The organism is Ancylomarina euxina (assembly GCF_003863355.1).
Classification (GTDB): domain Bacteria; phylum Bacteroidota; class Bacteroidia; order Bacteroidales; family Marinifilaceae; genus Ancylomarina; species Ancylomarina euxinus.
In genome coordinates this window covers 72,244-87,365 of the sequence record NZ_QQWG01000016.1, presented here as the reverse complement: position 1 = coordinate 87,365, position 15,122 = coordinate 72,244, and the positions used below count along the sequence as shown (strand labels likewise).

The window sequence follows — 15,122 nt, the reverse complement described above, 5'->3', positions numbered from 1 at the left end:
ATAATTTGTTCGTCAAGTTTAAAGTGTGGTGCCACCTGGAATCGAACCGGGGACACATGGATTTTCAGTCCATTGCTCTACCAACTGAGCTATGGCACCGCTTTACTTGAGCGACACAAAAGTAAGCAAAAAATTATCGCCTCCAAATAAATTCTACGAAAATAAACAGGTATTTTCATCGATATATAAAGTTCTTATTACCTTTGCAGCCTAATAAAATTCTATATGCTTTTCGAAACTCACACATTATCAAATGGTATCCGTTTAATCCATCGTCAGGTGGATCAAAAAGTAGCACACTGTGGAATCATTCTAAATACCGGATCTCGCGATGAAAGTGAAGACGAATGGGGCATTGCCCACTTTATTGAGCACGTAATTTTCAAAGGAACGACAAAACGCAAGGCCTATCATATTCTAAACAGAATGGAAGATGTAGGCGGAGAACTCAATGCTTATACCACCAAAGAGGAAACTTGTATTTATGCTACTTTCTTAGATAAGGACTATAAAAGAGCCTTAGAACTCATCAGCGACATCAGTTTTAACTCGATTTTTCCAGAAAAAGAATTAGAAAAAGAAAAGGAAATTGTTCTCGATGAAATCAACTCCTATAAGGACAGTCCTTCAGAATTGATTTTTGACGACTTTGAAGATCTAATTTTCAAAAATGATCCTATTGGTCGAAACATATTAGGAACACCTGAAAACATTAAGCAGTTTACAAAAGAAAACATCCAGAATTTCATAAAAAACAACTTCCATACTGATCAAATGGTTATTTCATCGGTTGGAAATATCTCTTTTAAGAAATTGGTGAAAATGGTTGAAACTTTTTTTGCTAAGATTCCACAAAATTTACGAATCAACAAAAGAGTAAAACCTAAAATATATAAGCCAAGAACACTTGTTCTTGAAAAAAACACACATCAACGCCATTGTATTCTTGGAAATGTGGCGTATGATTTAAACGACGAAAGGCGGATTCCTTTATCGCTATTAACAAACCTATTAGGTGGGCCAGGTATGAATTCCCGTTTGAATCTTACTTTACGAGAAAGACATGGTTTGGCCTATAATATAGAAGCTGGCTATTCTCCATATGTAGATACAGGTCTTGTGAGCATCTACTTTGGAACCGATAAGGGTTATCTGGATAAATGCCTATCGCTTATTTATAAAGAAATGGATCTCCTGTGCACAAAGAAACTCGGCGCCATGCAATTGACGAGAGCGAAGAATCAAATACTAGGGCAAATTGCTATCTCTTGTGAAAATAATGAGAATTTGATGCTTAGCGTTGGTAAAAGCTATTTACTATACGATAAAATTGACTCTCAGCAAGATATTTATGACAAAATAGAAAGCATTACTGCAGAAGAACTTCTTGAGGTTTCTAACGAGATATTAAACAAAGACCATTTGACCACTTTGATGTATAAATAAATCATGATTGAAGTAAACAAAGCCCTGGAAGACTATATATTAGGGCACTCAGAAAACGAAGATCAAGTTCTAAAGGATTTAAATAGAGAAACACATGTAAAAATGTTGCGTCCCAGAATGCTTTCGGGCCATCTACAAGGAAAATTCCTAAAAATGATCTGCCAAATGCAAAACCCTAAACGTGTTTTGGAAATTGGGACTTACACAGGCTATTCTGCCATATCAATGGCAATGGGCACTTCTTCTGATTGTGAGATCCACACTATTGATTGTAATGATGAGCTAGAAAGTTTTACGAGAAAATTTTTCAAACAATCGGGCTGCGAAGAGCGTATTAAATTTCATATTGGAGAGGCTTTGGATATCATTCCAAAACTAAAAGGTGAATTCGATTTGGTTTTTATTGATGCTGACAAACGTCAATACACTGAATACTACGAAGCCATTATGCCTTTATTAAAAAAAGGAGGCTTTATTTTAGCAGACGATGTCCTATGGGATGGTAAAGTTCTTGAAGATATCGATCCAAACGATAAACAAACCCAAGGAATTCTTGATTTCAACAAGCATGTTCAGGATGATGAAAGAGTTGAAAATCTCATGCTACCTATTCGACATGGCTTAATGATGATTCGAAAGAAATAGACTCAAACTTATATTTAAAAGCTTCAAAATAGAGAATCTCTCTTTTTGAAGCTTTATTATTCCGATCTCTTATTCTGTTACCACCACCAAACGCTTTTTCCCATCCATCTTTACCGTTATCGGCTTTTTAAATCTCACATGCTTAATGGCACCGTCAGCCTCAACCAACTCTTGAGCCTTAAACATTTCATAATCGATGTGAGAATCTTTTGAATGATAATATACCGAACAATAACCAATATTCATAGAGGTGACATTGTGAAAAAAATGAGATCCTGAGGAGGCTTCCAATGGATAATCTTTATAACTGGTTTCCACAATCAATTTAGATCTCGATATATCTTTCCACTTCACTGGGATACCAATCCATCTGTCACGAGTTCCCCAACGTCCAGGTCCGATAAGGATGTAATGTCGATCTTCATTTTCCATTTTTTGATTAATCTCAGCAATTTTATCAGCAATACTAGATGTCATACCTTTCTCAAATAGATCTGGATCAACAAAAATAACATCCGTAATATCTTCAACTAAACCATTTCCCATTCCTTTATCAGAGAACATCAAGCTTGTAGCTGGATTAATTGTATCCATATCGATATTATAGTCGTCTGCTCCTGCGACTAAGGGTTTTATCTGCAAAATATAGAAGGATGACTTGCCATCTTCATCCCTGTTTAAATCCACTGAGAACTCTATCTCAACGGCTGAACCCATTGCCTCTTCAATAATCTCGAGTACTGTCCGAATGGTTTTAGCCAAAGGAATATAATCGTATTTCAAGATATTAGCAAAGTTTACAATCCTCGGTCCATATTTATCCAAGCCAGGACTGATCATATCATTTTCAGTATCATAAACTGATGCACAATGGGTCAAAGTTCCATGATCTTCAGCTTCATCTATGTCTAAACGAATAAGACCTGCAGTATCGCCTTCGAGTAAATTTAACTCCTTCTTTTTTAAATTAACCGCATAAAATTCAAGTTGTGAATTCTTAAATTGATCCTTAGCTGTGTTATTCTCACTCGAAGGAAATGCGGGTGAAAAGCGATAGGCCTTTTCACCATCAACCACATACTTGCCCAGACCAACAGCTATAACAGCAAAACCATCCTCAGGTTTCATATGTCCGTAGGGGTAATAATTATACGATTGTGCAACACCACTGATATGTGGATAGAAATAATCGCCATACACATTGCCAACAACCTCCTGTATGACAATTCCCATTCTTTCCTCATCTACTGAATAATTACTCCCATGAATACTCGTTTGTGACTCATTGGAAAAAACGGAAGCATAAACCAATTTAATTGCATCCAAAACCTGATCAAGTCTTTTATTTAAGTCTGGATTACTATTAGGCAATAAATAGGTTTGAAAAATTCCCGCAACAGGTTGCTGAAGAGAATCCTCAAATAAGCCTGAAGAACGAATAGCCAATGGCTTATCAAAATTTGAAAGTATATGCTTGATTCGATTCTTTAATCGAGACCTTAAACTTCCTTTCAAGAATAGTTTTTGAATTTTTGAATAGTCCGAAACTTGCTTAATCTTATTTACCAAATCATTACGCTCCATAAAACTCATATACTCATCAACACCAATTACAGCCGTCATGGGAGCTTTTACATTAATCCCAGGCACATAGCTACTCAAGTTCAAATTATAGAGCATTGAATTGATAAAAGCCAAACCTCTACCTTTCCCCCCTAAGGAGCCTGGAGACAAGGACACAATATTCTCGGCATTAAAGCCAGGCTGAGATTTAAAGGCAACGATCTTTCCTTTCCGTTTTTCATTTCGAAACTCATGGATCATACTTATTAAATAAGCTCGAATATCTTCTGCCGATTTAAAATCAGTCGTTTTATAACGGGCAATCATCTTTGCAATCTTAACCTCTCCACGAGCCATTAGCCACAACGAAAAATTATTTCGGTTGGCATGATAGATTAAGGATTCAGCAGGTATATTGTACAAATGCTCTTCAAACTCCCTAAGCGATTTAGCCGTTACAATTGGATCCCCATGAATATTCTTATACACAAAATCACCAAAACCAAGATATTCCTCAATAAAAGCGCGTATATCCTGACGCAAACTATCTGAATTTTTATCAATAAAACTACACTTTAGTTCTTTGGCATGAGAGGCATTATCAACTTCGGATGATTGTAGAATTGCTGGTAGGTTTGGCAATTCACTTCTAATTTGTTCTACTAGTTTAATTCCTGCCCTATCATCCATCACCTCATTCATCTTAAACTTTACATCAGAGATCAAGCATAGCAGGTAATCCTTATATCGACTATAAATTGACATCGCTTCCTCATAATTAGAGGCCAAGAGGATCTTTGGGCGTGCACGCATCCTCAGAATTTTATATTGAGGATCAGTAGTCACATCATCAATTATTCTTTGAGTTTGAGCCATCACACTCTGATACAGCAGAGGCAAATAACGGGAATAGTACTTAGCCGAATCCTCCACAAGTAGAATAACCCTCACCAATCCAACATCTGTGTCGTTCTCAGCATTGACCTTATCCTCCAAACTCTTAATCATGGCAATAAACACCTGAGACTCGCCATTCCATATAAACATTTTATCAACACAGTGCAAACTGTCACGTTGTTCTTCATAAAACCCAACATCTGCATCATTATTCAGCAAGAGAAATATTGAGATATAAGGAAAATCTTTCTTAACCCTTTCACTAAGCTCAATTGGTGTTTTTTTATCTACACCAACCATAACAATTATCATATCAAAATGCTTGGATCTTAGCTGTTTCAAAGCTTCATCACAACAAGAAACCCCTGTTACCCTAGGCATTGAAGATAAATTAAGCTGATGATACTCATCGTAAATTTGTTCAGTAAACCGACCCTCTCGTTCGATATTATACGCATCGTAAAGGTTTGCTACTAACAATATTTCTTTAACCTTAAAAGGCATTAAGTCGTGATATACATCACGGTTCGCATTATTTCGATTCAAATAATCATTCAGAAGATTTCTATTCTCGACACGTACAAATGGCCCCTCAATGTATTCATCCTCCGAATGCTCCTCCTTCGTTTTCGTTATCAAATATTTTCCTGCCTCAGTATTGATATAACCCGAAATCATATTCGATATATTATCAATTAAATCTCTCTCCTCTTTGAGAAAAGGACCTTCATATAAATCCGGGAATTCCTTGGTGTAAAAAATTTCTATTAATCCTATCCGCTTATCAATACATTCGAAGCTCTGCTTCAATACCCACTTGGATTCGCTAAAATTCGGACTTAAATATTGCTTCTCATCAAAACTAATACGTGCAGCTGTAAAAGGAGGATATTGCATAGCCTCTTTCAAAATAAAACTAATATGTTGTAAGGTATCGGGAATTGATTTTGCCTCTTTAATAATCCCAGTCGTTTTATTAATTGCAGCTAACTCCTTCAATCTCTCAAGATTCTCCTTTGCTAATCGAGAAACATTTCTTTTATCTGGTTTTAATGTCATAAGCTTATATTTTGCACACTTTTAAATTTAACAAAAAATCAGATCATATAAAATCTTGACTCTCAAGTATTTCTTTTTTACCTTTAATAAGGAATCTACATTTACGAGATCATTCCCATTCTACGAAATTCAATAGTTTCGAATTTATTAACTAGATCGATTTTCCAACCTAAAACCACAGATATGACAAGTACGATGACAAGCACAAAAAGATCAAGCTTTGGAGAGGAATTCATGAATAATTTTAAAAATCGGAATCCAGGCGAAATAGAATTTCATCAGGCTGTGCACGAGGTAACGGAATCCTTGCTCAATTTTATTGAAGACAATCCGAAATATAAGAATGCAAAGATTCTTGAACGTATGTCGGAACCTGAACGTATTATTATTTTTAGAGTCCCTTGGGTTGATGATAAAGGAGAAATTCAAGTCAATAGGGGGTACCGAGTTGAAATGAACTCTGCTATTGGACCCTATAAAGGTGGACTTCGTTTTCACCCAACAGTAAATCTTAGCATATTAAAATTCTTAGCTTTTGAACAGGTATTCAAAAATAGTCTCACCACACTGCCTATGGGTGGTGGGAAAGGTGGATCGGATTTCGACCCGAAACAAAAAACAGATGGTGAAGTAATGAGGTTCTGTCAAAGTTTCATGACTGAACTTTCAAAGCATATAGGACCTAATACTGATGTTCCAGCCGGTGATATTGGTGTTGGTGGTCGTGAAATTGGCTTCCTGTTTGGTCAGTATAAAAGATTGAGAAACGAATTCACAGGCGTTCTTACTGGTAAAGGAAGGGAATGGGGAGGCAGTTTAATTCGCCCTGAAGCAACAGGATATGGTACTGTTTATTTTGCTGACGAAATGCTTAGAACCAGAAATGATAGTTTCAAAGGTAAGATTGTAACTGTTTCGGGTTCTGGCAATGTGGCTCAGTTCACAACCGAAAAAGTAAATGAGCTTGGTGGTAAAGTCGTCACTCTTTCCGATTCATCTGGTTTCATTCATGACCCAGATGGTATCGACGCTGAGAAATTAAAATTTGTCATGCGATTAAAAAATATAAAGAGAGGAAGAATTGAAGAATATGCTAAAAAATTCGGCGCTGAATATTACGCAAATGAAAGACCTTGGAAAATTAAATGCGATGTCGCTCTACCGTGTGCAACACAAAATGAAATTAATAAGCAAGAGGCTGAATTATTAATCAAAAATGGTTGTATTTGCGTTTCAGAAGGTGCCAATATGCCTTCCACACCTGATGCCGTTGATGTTTATCTTAAGAATAAAATTCTTTATGGACCTGGGAAAGCTGCAAATGCCGGGGGGGTTTCTGTTTCAGGATTGGAAATGTCGCAAAATTCATTGCGTATGAGCTGGACTCGTGAAGAAGTTGACGGTCACTTAAAGCGAATTATGCAAGATATTCATACCACTTGTGTAAAATATGGCAAAACAAAAGATGGCTTTATCAATTATATGGATGGAGCTAATATTGGAGGTTTCGTAAAAGTTGCCGAAGCTATGTTGGCTCAAGGACTGGTATAAAGAAAAAGAGGCGCCAATGGCGCCTCTTTAATTACTCTATTCATATATTATAACTCTATTGATCCAGCCAATCGAAATCCTCTTCCATCTTTCACAAAACTAAGATCACCTAGTCTAAAATAAACCCCTCCTCGGTAAGAAACACGTTCACACCCATCAGGGATATGATCAAAACAAGCTGCCTCTGGAGCATTTACTCTTATGTAACCAAGCTCTGGATAATACTGATAGTATCGCCCTCTTGAATAATAAAAGTCACCATCGCAATGAGTAATAATAGTTGGTCGAGCTGAGAATTTTACGACGACATCCCCATATCTTGGATGTGCATAACATCTATGTCCATGACGCTTGTAATAACGACGAGCAACTTGTTTGTGGTGACTATGCCCATGCTTAGCATGTCTGTCATATTGATGATTATCATGACGTCTTACGACTCTATCGTTATGATAACGATCTCCATCGTAATGTCTAGTTCTTACCTTAGAATACTCATCATGATGGTTATGCTTCTTATGGCTCTTTGCATGATAATCTTTCTTCTTATCTTGCTTATGCTCTTTAGTTCGTTTAGTATATTTGCTTTTCTCATTCCTGTTTCGCTCATCCTGATGTGATCTGTGTTGAGCAAAAGTAGGTAGTCCTGAAAATATAATTGCTGCTACCAATACTATACTGGCAACCAACTTCTTTATTATCGATCTTCTCATGGCAATTGTATTTAAGTTTTAAAAAATAGTTATCCTCTGGTAGGGATAAATCTTAAACTGATATATCACTCTTATTATTGCTCTACACTGCAAAGCTTGTGCCATAAAAATAAGAAAGCACCAAACACAAGTGTATTTAGTGCTCATAAAGAATTAAACTAAAGCTAATTCACATTTATTTTATTTGTTTCCTGATAGCTTTCTAAAGCTATATCAGTAAAACTTCTTTTTTTTTTAGGTCTTGTTAAAAACCCTCAAGGATTGATTGGATATAAAATAATTCCAAAGCCAATTAATTAAAATGAAGAATCAATTTCTCGGCCCAACAATAACTATCAAATGAAGAAATTGCCAAAGAGTTAAATACATAATCGCACTTTTCCTAAGAAGATAAGTAGACTTAAATTTTTATCAGGCAAATCTCACAATTGGTCAAAACACTTCGAAATAAACTATTTACAAACTTATTATTAACGTATATTATATAAGAATTTAATAATCTCAATAGAAATATATTAAAGCTAAATCATATGAAAATCTCTGCGCCTATTCTTCTTTTTCTATCGGTTAGTTTATTAGCTCAATGTCAAAACAAACAAAACAGTACTCCAATAGAAAACAATCCAACTTCAATTAGTTATGAACTAATTGTTGATGACTTAACAATTCCTTGGGCTATGGCATTTCTACCAGATAAAAGTTTATTAATAACGGAAAAATCAGGGATATTATATCACTTCATTGAAGGTGAAAAAATTGAAATTGAAGGTCTGCCAGATATTTTGATGCGTGGCCAAGGAGGATTAATGGATATCGTGTTACATCCTAATTATGAAGAAAATAATTTGATCTATTTCTCATATATCTCAACCCAGGGCGATGGGGAAGGAAGCAACACTGCAATAATGCGAGCCAAATTAGATGCAGAAAGAAATATCTTGACAGATAATCAATTATTATATAAAGCTTCTCCTAATAGCACAAAAGAGCATCACTTTGGTAGTAGAATTACATTCGATAATAATGGGTATTTATACTTCACCATTGGGGACAGAGGCGATAGAGATGTAAATCCTCAGGATATAAATCGAGATTGTGGTAAGGTTTATAGACTTTATGACGATGGACGAATTCCTGCAGATAATCCTTTTGCTGGACAAATTGGTGCTAAAGAAGCCATATACAGTTTTGGGCATCGAAATGCACAAGGCTTAACAAAACATCCAGAAACTGGAAAAATATGGGAACACGAACATGGTCCCAAAGGGGGAGATGAAATTAATATTATTGAAAAAGGAAAAAACTATGGTTGGCCAGTTATTAGCTATGGTATTAATTATGATGGCACAACATTTACAGATATTACACACAAAGAAGGCATGGAACAACCTATTCATTATTGGACTCCCTCTATTGCACCCAGTGGGATGTGCTTTATTACATCTGATATTTACAAGGGATGGAAAGGAAATCTTCTTGTAGGTTCCTTAGTGTTTCAGCATCTGGAACTTCTTACCATAAAAGATGATCAGGTTGTAAATCGCGAGAAATTATTACCTGATATTGGACGAGTTAGAGATGTTCGAATAGGCCCTGATGGTTATATTTATGTAGCTGTGGAATCTAAAGGCATATTTAGGTTAAGTCCTAAATAAGAATAAATAATAGCTACAATTCTAGACGATGCATTTTTTTAGCTATTCCAATCATTTTAGACGGAAGCACAAAACCCGAACCTAAAAACATAGAGAGTATATTAATATTTTATTGAAGTAAAACTGATTTCTGCAAAACAATTTATACTTGGGAATAAAAATAATAGCACCATGAATCCGATAAAGCCAATCATATTTTGTCTTGTTTTATTACCGATTCTAGCCATTTCTCAAGAAACTAAAAAGCAAGATACTTTAATAAGATACACTTTAGAAACAATTAATGTTAAGGCTAGTCGAATTGAAAGTACTTTCAATCAACTGCCCTATGCTTATTCTGTATTAAAGACAAAACAAGAAGATCAATTCAAACCTCAACTTTCTTTACAAGAGTTTATTAATCAAATTCCAGGGCTATATTCTCAAAATGCAAATAACTTTGCTCAAGATTTAAGAATCTCAATCCGAGGTTTTGGTTCTCGATCAGCATTTGGCATTAGGGGCATAAAACTCATTATTGACGGTATTCCCGAAACCACTCCTGATGGGCAAGGACAATTGGATAATTTAAACCTTGGAATAATAAAACAAATTGAAGTGATTAGAGGAGCAGCCTCATCACTTTATGGGAATGCTTCAGGCGGTGTTATTGCCATACAGACTAAGAAAAATTTCGCACAACCATTTTCCAAATTACGAACTTCAATTGGAGCCTTTGCCATGCAAAACCATTCTATAAGTACTGGTTTTGGAATTAAACGTGCAACATACTTTATACATGGGGCTTATACCTCATCTAATGCATACCGTGAACACAGTCGTTTTAAACAATACGCATTTAACACGAATGTTTCTTACATATTAAGCTCCCGATATAAACTAAATATTATTTTAAACTACTTAAATAGCCCTGTAGCTCAAGATCCGGGAGGGTTAAATATGGAAGAAGTAAAAACAGATCGCCAACAAGCAAGAAACACAAATCTCCAGTTTAAAACGGAGGAATCTGTCAAGCAATTAAAAATAGGACTCGCACTAAAGGGGAGAATTAATGTTGGATTAGACCTAGACGCCTATACTTTTCTTAGTTATCGTGATTTTATAGGTAAACTTCCTTTTGAATATGGAGGACTTATTAATCTGTATAGAAACTATGGTGGCCATGGAGCAAGTCTAACTTACAAAAACTCAAAAAATAAGTTTAAACTAGGATATGACATTAATTTTCAGTCTGACAATAGAAAGCGTTATGAAAACTTAGATGGTTTTCAAGGAAATATCACTTTAAATCAACAAGAAAAATTTGGTAATATTGGGCTCTATTTACTCGATCATTTTTCTTCAGGGAGATGGAATCTGACAGGAGGTTTTCGGTTTGATTGGAATAAACTAAAAGCCCAGGACAGAATTCTAATTGATGGCGATCAATCAGATATTCTAACATATCGCAGAATAAATCCAAGTTTAAGATTCGCATATAACGTCATAAATAATCAAAAAATATTTACTGGTATCTCAACTAGTTTTGAAACACCTTCCCTTTCTGAATTATCTGCCAATCCACAGGGGGAACAAGGTTTCAACCATAAACTCAAACCACAGACTGCTGTAAATTACGAGATCGGATTAAAAGGACAAATAAGTGAACAGATATATTACCAGTTCAACTATTTCTTTATCAAGACAAAAAATGACTTGGTCCCCTATGAGATAGAAACTTCTCCAGGACGTAGTTTTTACCGAAATGCTGGAAAAACAAATCGGAATGGATTGGAATTCGAGATGACTTACCGTCCTAATAAAAACTGGAAACTGAATACATCATACACCTTCTCTAACATAAAATATAAAGATTATTGGGTTGGAGACAGCAATTTTAAAGGAAACTATTTACCTGGAATTCCAAAAAAATTAGCAAGTATTTCATTAGAATATCAATCACAAAAGGATTTTTATATTAATTTTCAAACCAACTATATAGGTTCATTATATGCAGATGATGCTAATACTGTAAAAATCCCCTCTTATTTTCTTTCGAAACTAAACCTTGGATATTCCCATCAATATAAAGGACTTACTGTGAAACCCTTCTTAGGAATAAGCAACCTTTTCAATCAAAAATATAATGATAACATACGCATTAATGCTTTCGGGCAACGATATTTTGAACCAGCCCCTAACATTAATATATATGCGGGTATATTATTAAAAATATAAACAGCTAATTCTTCATTCATTCAATTAGTTTAAATTTATTTTCTGATGCCTTTCTGAAGCTATATCGGTAAAGCTCCTTTTTTTAGGTCTAATCAAAACTCGCAAAGATTGATCGGATGTAAAATAATTCCAAACCCAATTAATTAAAATGAAGAATCTATTTTTCACACCAACAATAGCCATCAAGTGAACAAACAACCAAAGAATCCAAGCTGCAAAGCCTTGTATTTTCATTCCTGGCAAATCAGCCACAGCCAAATTTTTGCCAATTGTAGCTAGCGAACCTCTATCCTTATAATGGAAAGTCTTCATGCTTTTATTCTGCAGAAGATTCTTGAAATTCTTAGCAAGATTACCAGCTTGCTGTAAGCCAACTTGAGCAACCTGAGGATGTCCATTTTGATAATCGCCCTCTTTTTGAATAGCCAAATCACCAATGGCATATACTTGATTCAAGCCTGCCACTTTATTATATAAATCAACTCGAATTCGACCACCTCGAGAGGCTGCAATTTCAGATATTCCTTTAATCGGATTTGCAATGACACCTGCAGCCCAAACCAAAGTGAAAGAATGAAACGCCTCTCCATTATCAAGTTTTATTGTTAGTCCATCATAGTCCGCTACACGTGCTTCAGTTTTCACGATCACTCCCAATTTTCTCAAATAGGCTTCTGCTTTCTTAGATGCGTTATCCGACATGCCATTTAGCAATTGCCCCGATGCTTCGAACAAATACACATTCATCAAAGAAAAATCCAACTCAGGGTAATCCTTAGGAAGAATTTCTGATTTCATTTCGGCTAAAGCTCCAGCCAACTCTACACCCGTAGGCCCACCACCAACTAAAACAATATTCATATAATTGGCAGCCTTTACAGGATCAGATTCATTTAGCGCCTTCTCATAATTTCTAAGAATGGAATTTCTAAGAAAAATCGCCTCCGAAACCGATTTCATCGGGATCGCAAATTGCTCAATATTTTTGTTCCCAAAATAATTGGTATCAACGCCAGTAGCTAAAACCAGGTGATCATACTTCAGTTTTCCTAAGCTGGTATAAATCTCTTGAACATTAGTATTGACTTCCAAGAGTTCCGCCATTCGAAAATGGACGTTCTGACGTTTCTGAAAAATTTTACGTAAAGGGAATGCGATAGAACTGGGTTCCAATCCCGAGGTTGCAACCTGATAAAATAAGGGTTGAAACTGGTGAAAATTATTTTTATCAATTAAGACAACCTGATAAGCTGTATTAGCCAATTGTCGAGCTAGCTTTAATCCAGCAAATCCGCCACCAATGATTATAACTCTCTTCTTTCCATTTTCAGGAATATGCTTAATTTTTTCCATTTCAAAATTATTAGACAGACTGATCAAAATCCCTTAAATAATAAAAGACCTTTTTATCTGATACAAAATAAAGAAGAAATTCGCTAATAATCTAATTCAATGAAATTATAAATTTGAAGAATACAAAAAATCCCAGTTTTGAATAAGATCAAAACTGAGATTAATGACTTGCTATTATATTTTATATTATTTCTTTGCAGCAATGACTGACATTTCAACTAATAATTCTGGTCGTGCTATGCGAGCTTCGACACAAGCTCTGGCTGGTTGATGTCCATCCTCTACCCAGGCATCCCAAACTTCGTTCATTGCAGCAAAATCTTTCATATCGCGCACATAAATAGTAACAGATAAAATGTGTTTTTTATCTGACCCAGCTTTATCCAATAGCTCTTCTATTTTCTCAAGAGTTGTAATCGTCTGTTCCTTAATATCAGCATTTGCATCTTTAGCGGTTTGCCCACATAGATAGATCGTATTGTTGTGTTCTACAATACGGCTCATTCTTGGCGTTGAGTCTGTTCTTGTAATACTCATCGTGTTTATTATTTAGTGTTAATAGTAAACACGAAGATAATAAATCATCATTCAAGTCAACATTTATGACTATCTTCATAAACAGTCAAATTCTAGAAAAAATACAAAGTCATGAAAATAATTACTTCTGTTCTAATCCTGTTTCTTGGATTCTCATCATGCGACGCCAGTAAAAATGTTACATCAAAGTGTGAAGTACAAAACCCACTTGAAGATGTAGCTTGGCTCAAAGAGCTTAAAGAATCTTTAAAGGATAGCGATGTGGGGAAAACAATTTACCAAGCTTCATACAAGAACGAAACCGTTTTTTATGTGATGATTACCGACCCCAGAGTCAGATTAGCTTTTGGCGTTACGCTTTGGGATTGTGAAGGGAAAGTCATTCGTGAATTCAAATCTGGAGAATCAGAAGATTACGAAAAATTGGTCACGAATCGAATTGTACTATACCAACATGTTCCTAGTGAAAAAGAATAATCAATCTTGTCCTAAATAATTTTTACAATTGGGCTTTCCACCCAAACCCGACATCATTTCTTGTCTTGAAACAAGAAACGAAGCAAAGAAATTCAAGGCTACTTTTTAAATATCTTTCTTATTTGCCTCACGCTTAAGTGCGGCCGGGTGATTTCCTCGACAAGCTCGGAACTTCCCGGTCTTTCTAAAGCTTTCGTAAAACGAAAAACATTTAAAAGAGATGCCATATTATAAAAGTGCCCAAAAATAACCTCTCTATCTTAACATCTAACTTAAATGCATTGTTAACAATAAAATGCAGAACATAAACAAAAACATTTAGGACGGGTTTGAAGAATAATCTCTAATTCTCTTTTAAGAATCGGACAAGCGGAGCTTTCCATCAGGCATATTCTTTTCACTTCTTCGGAATCTTTCGATAATCAACCGTTGCAATATCTTGCTTTAAGCGTTTACTAGGACGAAAAGCAATGGTACTTTTCTTAATGCGATGACGTGTCACCTCTTCCTCCGAATCAACACCTTCAGCTGAGATATGAAGAGAGAAGGTCCCTAAATCGCCCAATTCAACACTTGTATTGTCTTTTAACAACTCAGGAATTAACCCGGTGAAAGCCTCTAAAACACCAACCACATCCGATGGACTAAAAGTAGACATAGACGAAATTCGATCTGCGATATCTCTTAAATCTTCCTTCCGTCGATTCGCGACCCTAGGGTAATATTTCTCTTTTTTACCATCCTTACTCAATGGTATTTTAATTTTTACAGGTTTATAATAGACTGCCATATACCGATGATTTGAATTAACACTAACTATAAGTTGATTCTATTGTCATTACGATCTAACATTATCACCTACAAGTTAATCATTTTTTATGTACATCAAAAATAAGTTTAAGATACATCAAAGCAATGTTTCATGTACATCAAATAATTAAGTTGTAGTTAGAAGATAATCGAATTAACGGTAGAAGAGTGTCAAACGCACAGTATAAGATGACCAAGC

At 35.4% G+C, this 15,122-nt stretch carries 11 protein-coding genes and 1 tRNA gene; 6 read left to right on the top strand and 6 right to left on the bottom strand.

Annotated features, from left to right (window positions below):
* Nucleotides 1-26: 26 nt before the first annotated feature.
* Nucleotides 27-99 (bottom strand) — tRNA-Phe (locus DWB61_RS13930).
* Nucleotides 100-225: 126 nt separating this feature from the next.
* Between DWB61_RS13930 and DWB61_RS13925 the strand changes: the two genes are divergently transcribed.
* The gene (locus DWB61_RS13925) at nt 226-1,446 is read left to right on the top strand and encodes a M16 family metallopeptidase (protein ID WP_125031522.1); all 1,221 of its coding nucleotides are present in this window, start codon (nt 226-228) and stop codon (nt 1,444-1,446) included.
* A 3-nt stretch (nt 1,447-1,449) separates the two neighbouring features.
* A complete protein-coding gene (locus tag DWB61_RS13920) occupies nt 1,450-2,091 on the top strand; it encodes an O-methyltransferase (RefSeq protein WP_125031521.1) in 642 nt (213 codons plus the stop codon).
* Between the two features lie 69 nt (nt 2,092-2,160).
* Here the strand turns inward: DWB61_RS13920 and DWB61_RS13915 are convergent, their stop codons facing one another.
* On the bottom strand, nt 2,161-5,610 hold the full coding sequence (locus DWB61_RS13915; RefSeq protein ID WP_125031520.1) for a PEP/pyruvate-binding domain-containing protein: 3,450 nt from the start codon (nt 5,608-5,610) through the stop codon (nt 2,161-2,163).
* A 183-nt stretch (nt 5,611-5,793) separates the two neighbouring features.
* On the opposite strand from DWB61_RS13915, the gene gdhA reads away from it, so the two are divergent.
* Nucleotides 5,794-7,161, top strand: coding sequence for an NADP-specific glutamate dehydrogenase (gene gdhA, locus DWB61_RS13910; protein WP_225423400.1), 1,368 nt, complete (start codon nt 5,794-5,796; stop codon nt 7,159-7,161).
* 47 nt (nt 7,162-7,208) lie between these two features.
* On the opposite strand, the gene DWB61_RS13905 is transcribed toward gdhA, so the two are convergent.
* Nucleotides 7,209-7,874, bottom strand: a complete 666-nt coding sequence (locus DWB61_RS13905) for a DUF6515 family protein (RefSeq protein WP_125031519.1) — start codon at nt 7,872-7,874, stop codon at nt 7,209-7,211.
* A gap of 530 nt (nt 7,875-8,404) precedes the next feature.
* Between DWB61_RS13905 and DWB61_RS13900 the strand changes: the two genes are divergently transcribed.
* Entirely contained in the window at nt 8,405-9,529 is a 1,125-nt protein-coding gene (locus tag DWB61_RS13900; protein ID WP_125031518.1) for a PQQ-dependent sugar dehydrogenase, read from the top strand.
* A 171-nt stretch (nt 9,530-9,700) separates the two neighbouring features.
* Nucleotides 9,701-11,746 carry a TonB-dependent receptor family protein gene (locus DWB61_RS13895; RefSeq protein ID WP_125031517.1) on the top strand — a complete coding sequence of 682 codons (2,046 nt, stop codon included), beginning with the start codon at nt 9,701-9,703 and terminating at the stop codon, nt 11,744-11,746.
* Nucleotides 11,747-11,770: 24 nt separating this feature from the next.
* Here DWB61_RS13895 and DWB61_RS13890 read toward each other — a convergent pair whose 3' ends face one another.
* Both DWB61_RS13890 and DWB61_RS13885 read right to left on the bottom strand, forming a co-directional pair.
* Entirely contained in the window at nt 11,771-13,099 is a 1,329-nt protein-coding gene (locus DWB61_RS13890) for an NAD(P)/FAD-dependent oxidoreductase (protein WP_125031516.1), read from the bottom strand.
* A 186-nt stretch (nt 13,100-13,285) separates the two neighbouring features.
* Nucleotides 13,286-13,636 carry a RidA family protein gene (locus DWB61_RS13885; protein ID WP_125031515.1) on the bottom strand — a complete coding sequence of 117 codons (351 nt, stop codon included), beginning with the start codon at nt 13,634-13,636 and terminating at the stop codon, nt 13,286-13,288.
* A gap of 111 nt (nt 13,637-13,747) precedes the next feature.
* Here DWB61_RS13885 and DWB61_RS13880 point away from each other — a divergent pair, with 111 nt between their 5' ends.
* Nucleotides 13,748-14,113, top strand: a complete 366-nt coding sequence (locus tag DWB61_RS13880; RefSeq protein ID WP_125031514.1) for a hypothetical protein — start codon at nt 13,748-13,750, stop codon at nt 14,111-14,113.
* 397 nt (nt 14,114-14,510) lie between these two features.
* Here the strand turns inward: DWB61_RS13880 and DWB61_RS13875 are convergent, their stop codons facing one another.
* Nucleotides 14,511-14,903, bottom strand: coding sequence for an HU family DNA-binding protein (locus tag DWB61_RS13875; protein WP_125031513.1), 393 nt, complete (start codon nt 14,901-14,903; stop codon nt 14,511-14,513).
* Nucleotides 14,904-15,122: the final 219 nt, after the last annotated feature.